Source organism: Hoskinsella mucinilytica (genome assembly GCF_045223415.1).
GTDB classification, from domain to species: Bacteria; Bacillota_I; Bacilli_A; order Erysipelotrichales; family Erysipelotrichaceae; genus Hoskinsella; species Hoskinsella mucinilytica.
On sequence record NZ_JBEQZJ010000114.1, the window covers coordinates 1 to 644 of the forward strand.

At 42.2% G+C, this 644-nt stretch carries 1 protein-coding gene and 1 pseudogene; both read right to left on the reverse strand.

Features of this window, described 5'->3' with window-relative positions; all coding sequences use genetic code 11:
* Window positions 1–211, reverse strand: a pseudogene (locus UGRO018_RS17755) (transketolase family protein); the annotation flags it as partial.
* The coding region (locus tag UGRO018_RS17760; RefSeq protein ID WP_416327844.1) for a thiamine pyrophosphate-dependent enzyme at window positions 204–644 on the reverse strand (441 nt) is incomplete at its 5' end. The pseudogene UGRO018_RS17755 and the gene UGRO018_RS17760, both read right to left, overlap by 8 nt.

The following is a 644-nucleotide window of genomic DNA, read 5'->3' on the forward strand; positions in this document are numbered from 1 at the left end:
TTTTACCGCTTGCCGCAAGTCCTGCTGCGACTCCCATCATATTTCCTTCCGCAATTCCCATATTGAAATGATGTTCAGGTCTTGCTTTTTTCGCATCACACGTCTTTGTGGATTTCGTTAGATCAGCGTCCAGTACGATCACATCATCTCTTTCTACGATCAATTCTGCCAATGCTTTTCCATAGGCGCTACGTGTTGCTGTTTTACTCATGGCAAGCACCTCCTAATTCTTTCATCGCTTGTTCATACTGTTCCTTGTTCGGTGCGCTTCCATGCCATGCGGGATTATGTTCCATAAAGGAAACGCCTTTCCCTTTGATGGTATGTGCAAGAATCATGGTTGGTTTTTCTTTTTCTTTTTTTGCTTCTTCAAATGCCTTGCGTATTGCTTCATAATCATGTCCATCAATGGATAACACATTCCATCCAAATGCCTTGAATTTCTCATCGATCGGTGTTGGATTCATAACGCTTCTGATATCACCATCAATCTGTAGACCATTAAAGTCTACGATTGCGCAAAGGTTATTTAAATGATAATGAGCTGCTGCCATTGCGGCTTCCCATACTTCACCTTCCTCACATTCGCCATCTCCTAACAATGTATAGATGCGATGGTCATTTCCATCCATTTGATTGGCAAG